The sequence below is a fragment of the Candidatus Binatia bacterium genome, from assembly GCA_036504975.1.
GTDB lineage: Bacteria > Desulfobacterota > Binatia > UBA9968 > UBA9968 > JAJPJQ01.
In genome coordinates, this window is record DASXUF010000009.1 from 58,676 (window position 1) to 64,675 (window position 6,000).

General features: G+C 60.5%; 6 protein-coding genes. All 6 read right to left on the reverse strand.

Features of this window, described 5'->3' with window-relative positions; all coding sequences use genetic code 11:
• Nucleotides 1–79: 79 nt before the first annotated feature.
• The 6 genes from VGL70_01165 to VGL70_01190 all read right to left on the reverse strand — a co-directional run bounded on the left by VGL70_01165 (nucleotide 80) and on the right by VGL70_01190 (nucleotide 5,916).
• Nucleotides 80–865 (reverse strand): ABC transporter permease, encoded by a 786-nt coding sequence (locus tag VGL70_01165; GenBank protein ID HEY3302123.1) that lies wholly within the window; start codon nucleotides 863–865, stop codon nucleotides 80–82.
• Nucleotides 862–1,863, reverse strand: coding sequence for an ABC transporter substrate-binding protein (locus VGL70_01170; protein ID HEY3302124.1), 1,002 nt, complete (start codon nucleotides 1,861–1,863; stop codon nucleotides 862–864). The genes VGL70_01165 and VGL70_01170 overlap by 4 nt, the downstream gene beginning before the upstream one ends.
• Nucleotides 1,864–1,878: 15 nt before the next feature.
• Complete coding sequence (locus VGL70_01175) at nucleotides 1,879–2,658, reverse strand: ABC transporter ATP-binding protein (protein ID HEY3302125.1); 780 nt, start codon at nucleotides 2,656–2,658, stop codon at nucleotides 1,879–1,881.
• 199 nt (nucleotides 2,659–2,857) lie between these two features.
• Nucleotides 2,858–3,352 carry a heme-binding protein gene (locus tag VGL70_01180; GenBank protein ID HEY3302126.1) on the reverse strand — a complete coding sequence of 165 codons (495 nt, stop codon included), beginning with the start codon at nucleotides 3,350–3,352 and terminating at the stop codon, nucleotides 2,858–2,860.
• 17 nt (nucleotides 3,353–3,369) lie between these two features.
• Nucleotides 3,370–4,695: a YncE family protein gene (locus tag VGL70_01185; protein HEY3302127.1), complete on the reverse strand. Its 1,326-nt coding sequence runs from the start codon at nucleotides 4,693–4,695 to the stop codon at nucleotides 3,370–3,372.
• Between the two features lie 111 nt (nucleotides 4,696–4,806).
• A complete protein-coding gene (locus tag VGL70_01190; GenBank protein HEY3302128.1) occupies nucleotides 4,807–5,916 on the reverse strand; it encodes a hypothetical protein in 1,110 nt (369 codons plus the stop codon).
• Nucleotides 5,917–6,000: the final 84 nt, after the last annotated feature.

Consider the following 6,000-nt stretch of genomic DNA (forward strand, 5'->3'; position numbering starts at 1 on the left):
AAGGCCATTGTCGCCGTAGACCCATTCAGGCTTATCCTCTGCGCGGTCTTTGTCAAGCTCGCCGATCTTTGAAAAGATTTCAATAAAGATCGCTCGCTTTTTTGGTCTCGTCGCGCGGCCGCCAGCGGAGCAGGTGGGCCTCGGCGCGATTGATGACTTCGTTGCACACGACGACGACCAGCGCCAGGATCAAAATTCCTCCCAGGGCGCCGGTCGTGGAGAAGAGCGACGTATTATAATTGATGAGATATCCGAGCCCCTTGCTGGAGGCGATGAATTCTCCCACGACCGCGCCGACGATGGCGTAAGGCAGGCTGATCTTGAGCCCGGTGGCGATCCACGGGACCGTCGCCGGTATGGTTACTTTGAAAAGGATTTGTTTTTCGCTCGCGCCCATGATGCGGAGAATATTCTTCAGCTCGATGTCCACTCCTTTGACTCCCGCATAGGTGCTGAAGAAGGTGAGAAAGAAGACTACCATCACCACGAGGATCACTTTGGAGGTGGGGCCGATGCCGAACCAGATGATGAACAGCGGCGCGAGCGCGATCCTCGGGATGCCGTTGAAGGCCACGATATAGGGGTCGAGGATCTGTGCCGTGACTTCTCTTTTCGCCAGCAGGAAGCCGAGGCCGATGCCGGCCACCGCGCCGATGAAGAAGCCGGTGAAAGTCTCGTACAGTGTGATCGCGAGATGGCCGAAGATCGAGCCGTCCGCGATGACTTCCCAGAGGTAGCCGAAGACACGCGACGGGCTCGACACCCAGAAAGGATCGATCAGCCGTCCCGAGCTCAACTCCCACAGCGTCAGCAGGAGCAGGCCGAACAGCAGGCGGTAAAGAAAGAGCCGTCCGCGTCCGATCATTTCGGCAGAAATTCGTTGCTCACGATGTCGGAGTAGGCCACCTTTTTTTTCAATAAGCCCGCCACATCGAGAACTTCCTGGGTCGCCTGTACGCTTTTCTCCGTCGTCCGGCCGTCCGGGCTGAGAGTCGACAGAACGGCTCTCACTCCATCCAGGTGGATCGCCGGCTCCGTCTTGGCGAAAGTCGGTTTGAGCGCGTCCGCTACCTGTTCCGGCGAGCTGCCGAGCGCCCACTTGTTGGCCTTCACCAAAGCCCGCACCATTCTGCGCACGAGGTCCGGATCTTTCTTTAACGTCTCCGGGCGGGCGACGAGATTCTCCATCAAAAATTCCGACATCGACGGATCTTCCCCCTTGGCGTTGTTGATGAACATGATCGCGTGGCCCCGGCTGATGGCGGTCTCGGGCACCGGAGGCGCGGTCAGCGCTACATCCACTTTGCGATTTTCTACGGCGGCGAGCCAAGTCGGGCCGGCGCCGATCGGAATAACCTGCACGTCTTGCTGCGGAACGAAGCCCGCCTTGCGGATCACAAAGTGGGCCAGATGCGCGGTCAGCGCGGCCGGGTTGGTTACGCCGACGATCAGTCCTTTGAGCGCCTTGAGCTTTTCAGTCAGCGGCGTCGTCTCCGTGATTCCCTTGGCCTTGGCGGCATCTTTGTTCATGGCCCAGTTGATAAACACCTTGTTGAGTCCGCTCATGACCATGACGAGAGGTTTGCCTTCCTGATGGGCTATGATCACCTGGTCTCCCGTCGTGAAGCTGAACTCCACGTCGCCGGCGATGAGCGCCCTGATGTCCGGTCCGCCTCCGCCCGTGGAGGTGACGTCGACGTCCAACCCCTCCTCTTTGAAAAAGCCCCTGGCCTCGGCCAGATAGACCGGCGTCATCGAGTGGGCCACGACCGGAATGGTCATTTTCACTTTTCTCGGCGCATCCGCCGCCTGGGCGACGTGAGCCAGCGCGATGGTAAAAATTATCGCAACGAGCCGCTTCATGATCGAATCTCCTTTCTAAGCTTGAGCCATATTGACTTCGGGCCTGAGCGCGCGCCAGAGCGTATCGTAGACCTCGCGGAATTCCGGGCTGGTGTGGATTTCGTACACGTCGCGCGGACGCGCTATCGGCACCGCCGCGATGTGCTTCACTCTTCCGGGTCGAGAAGTCATGACGACAACCCGGTCCGCCAGCGTGATCGCCTCGACCAGATCGTGGGTGATAAATAGGATGGTTTTCCGGGACGCGAACCAGAGCTTCAGGAGCTGCTCCTGAAGGACGATCCGGGTTTGCGCATCGAGCGGACCGAAAGGCTCGTCCATGAGAATCAGCTCCGGATCGTAAATCAACGTGCGGATGATGTTGGCGCGCTGGCGCATGCCGCCGGACAGTTCGTGCGGGTAATGCTCCTCGAAGCCGCCGAGCCCCACGCGCCCGATCAGCTCTTCGGCGCGGCGGCGTCGCGAGGTTTTCTCGATGCCGCGAATCTCCAACGCCAGCTCCACGTTTGCGATCAGCGTGCGCCACGGCAAGAGGTTGTCTTTCTGCGTGACGTAGCCGATCTCCGGATTGATGCCGTTCACCGCGCGGCCGCGAAAAAGAATTTGTCCGGCGCTCGGCGGCAGGAGCCCGACGACGAGGTTCAGCAGGGTGGACTTGCCGCAGCCGGATGGACCGACGACGGTGACGAACTCTCCTTCGTCGAGGCCGAGGTCGAGCGTGTCGAGCGCGAGAACGTTTTTCCCGCGCACGTTGAATTCTCTCCTGACGTTCTTGACCGAAAGCAGCGGCGCCATTTTGGTCAGGGTGTCACCTGCGCGATCGAAGCGCCGATTCCGTCGAGGGAGGTTTTGCCGTCGGCAGCCATATTGTCGCGTCGCGGCGTATCATTGTTGCTGATGTACGCGGTATTTCCCACAAAAACAACGGCGGTAGGGAATTCAAGCGGACCCTTGACTCCCGCTTTGCTTTGCCGAAGTCGGACCGCGCGAAGCGTTATTTGACTGCGTCGGCGCCGGCCTGCGCTATCGGGTCGTCGGCCCCGCCGGAGACGCCGATCGCGCCAATGATCTTGCCGTTCACCAGGATCGGGATGCCGCCCGCGGACGCGACCGCGCCCCGTAAGGCCATGGGGGAATGGTCGCCTTTGGCGACACGGTCCAGGAAATCCTTGCTCGAACGGCGGAAGATGGCGGCCGAGATCGCCTTGTCCTCGGCGATCTTGATCGACGCATATTGAGTACCGTCCATTCTGCGGAAATAGACGAGGTCGCCCGACGGTTCGACGACGGCGATCGCCATGTTCATGTTCCTTTTTCTTGCCTCTGCCTCGGCCGCGTCGGCGACCTTTTTCGCCTGTTCGAGCGTGATCGGCGTACCATAGGCAGTCGTCGGCGGCAGTGGTGGAGTCGGCGGCTGCTGGGTCCACGCCCCAGTGCCGATGACGAGCGCCACGCCCAATACGAGCGACGTGAATAGTGTCTTTTGCATGTCTGTTCCTCCTTTTATTATTTCACTATATCCACGAGATAAGGCTCGTTGCCGACTCCGCTGACCGTTGCGACCACGGCCTTCGCCGGGTCGGTCAACGCTAGCCCGGCCTCTATGATCCACATTGTGCCGCTGCGCGGCACGATGTTTTTATCCGCCGCTCTAATAATCGGCCCCCCGGTCGCGACGATATGTTTTCCGTCGGGAGTGAAGGCCACGCCGCGCGGCCGGGCCGCCTGACCGTCCGGCCTTTTTAACGGCACGCGCGCCGCTTCAGCGCCGGTCTGGCCGGCGAGCGTTTTGTCGACGTCGACCAGCGAAATATCGTTGGTGCGAAAATTTGCGACCGCGAGCCAGCGGCCGTCTGGACTCGCCGCCAAGCCGAAGGGGCGGCTCGGTTTCGCCGGGTCGTTGCTGCCGACCATCATCCGCCTCATCTCGGCCTTGGGGTCTTTTGCGATAGCCTTGGCCACGCTGATAAATGAGATGGTATGCCCTTCGGGGTCTTTCTCGCCGGCCGGACATCGTTCGCGGTTGGAGACGACGAGCGTCTCTCCCTTTGGCAGAAGCGCCATGCCCCAGGGACCTTCGCCGACCTCCACGCGGTGGACCACCGAGCGGGCGATCACATCCACGACGGCAACGCTTCTTCCCCCGCCCTCGGCGACAAAGAGAAATTTTTCATCCGGGCTGAGCGCGATGGCGTTGGGATTGCTGAGGCACCCGGTTTTGGAATCGGGCGTTGTGCCGAGGTCGATGGTCCCTAAAACCGCCGCTTTGGGGTTTTTCATCGCCTGCTCGTGATCGAGAATCGCCACCGTATGCCCGCCGAATTCAGTGGCCGGGGTATTGCCGGAAACGCCGAGATCGCCTTCCGAATTAGCCACGAAAAGGCGCTTGCGATCGGCGCTGAGAGCGATTCCCACCGGTCCGAAACCTCCCGTGTCCACGGTGGCGGCGACCGCCCGTGAAGGAGTGGGCGCGGCCTTGGAGATATCGACGATCGTTACGGAGCCGCGATGACCGTGCTGGAAGAGCGGCTTCTCCGCCCGGTTGATCGCGTCCTGGTCCGCTGCTCCCGCGTGGTTCACGACGTAAGCCGTACGTCCGTCCGGCCCGGCGAGAACGGCGCTGGGAAGGCTGCCGACGGGGACTCGGGCCGAAACGGCGTTGGCGGTGCCGGAATTTTTCGCCTCCAACGCCTGCTGCAAATCGACGACGATGAGTTCTTTGTCACGCCGCCCGGCAACGACGGCGAAAGGTCCGGAACAGCCCGCGAGACTCGCGCAAACGATTAAAAGAATGATCTTAAAGACGATTGCGGTTAAAACATTTGATTTCATCGCGAGCCCTCCATAACCCGGCGGATTCTAGTTTAATCGTTCGCCAAATGGAAGAAAAAAGGCCCCCGGAATTCCGGGGGCCTTTTGAATCCGCACAGGCAAACCGACACATCAGCAGCCTGGGGCGGCGGCTGCACAATTGCCCGCGCCGTCGAACTGGAACGTTTGTCCGCTCAGCGGCACGATCACTCGCGCTCGGCCCTTGAGCTGACTGATGAAGCGCTCCACCCGGGTTCCCGCATTCACCACGCCGCCCGTTGTCGAGACCTGGTTGAAGTGCTCGGGAATTGCAGTCTTGGGCCTGATAAGCTCTTTGACCGCAAAAGCTGCTTCGTCCGGCCCCATCGTGAAAAGATCGCCGCCGTGGACGACGGCGAGATTCACTTTGTAGAACTTGGCCTGGATCTGCCAGTCGCCGATCAGCCCCGAGTCGCCGGTCCACAGGACCGAAAGGCCGTTGGTGAATCGGAGAATATACCCGGTTTCATGCCCGGCGTAGCCGGTCAGGCCTTCAGGAATGCCGGGATCGGCGACGGCAGTGCCCCCTTGCGGGTCTGCGCTGATAAGCTCGTCAACGTGGGTCCTGGAGGCGCCGGCCGCGTGGAAAGCAGGGATGGTGGTAATTTTAACGCCCGTAGTCTGACCGGAGGCTACGGCCGTGCGAGTTCCTCCCCGGATGACGCCCACGCAAGGAGACGTCCGAGGGACGGCAAACGTGTTATCCAGACCGGCAGCCGGGCAGTTGGCGGGCGCGGCCGTGCCGGCCAGAGCTGCCACGTTTTGCAGTTTCTTTGTGAAAAAATCCGGCAGCTCACCGCCGACGAGCACGGCCGAATTGAGTCGGGCCGCTATTTCGGAGGCGTTGCCTTCATTTGGGAATTCGAAATCTTTTGTCGGCGCGCCTGCACAAGTCGTATGGAAAACATCTCCGATATGATCCACATGAGGGTGATCGATCAGAAGGACGTCTACCCTGCCAGCGAGCCTGTCATCCGCAGATCCTCGGACGAATGCGCCCAAATCTTTGCCGACCGTCCGCCCGGGGGCAATGAGAACTTTAACTCCGGTCGGGTCTTCAAAAAGCAAAGCACGGTCGCCGACGCAGAACTCTCCAGCGGCGGCGCCCAACGGCGTAATCTTGACGTTCCCTCCCCAGGATGGCGCCGAAACCAACACGGCGACAGCCAAACCTAACAGACAGATCAGGCCTTTATGTTTCATGACTTACTCCTCCCTACTGTTTGAGTGTCATGTCTTAATCGTCGGCCTTCCCTGGCTGGTAATTAAGACTAATCTTCCGGTGCC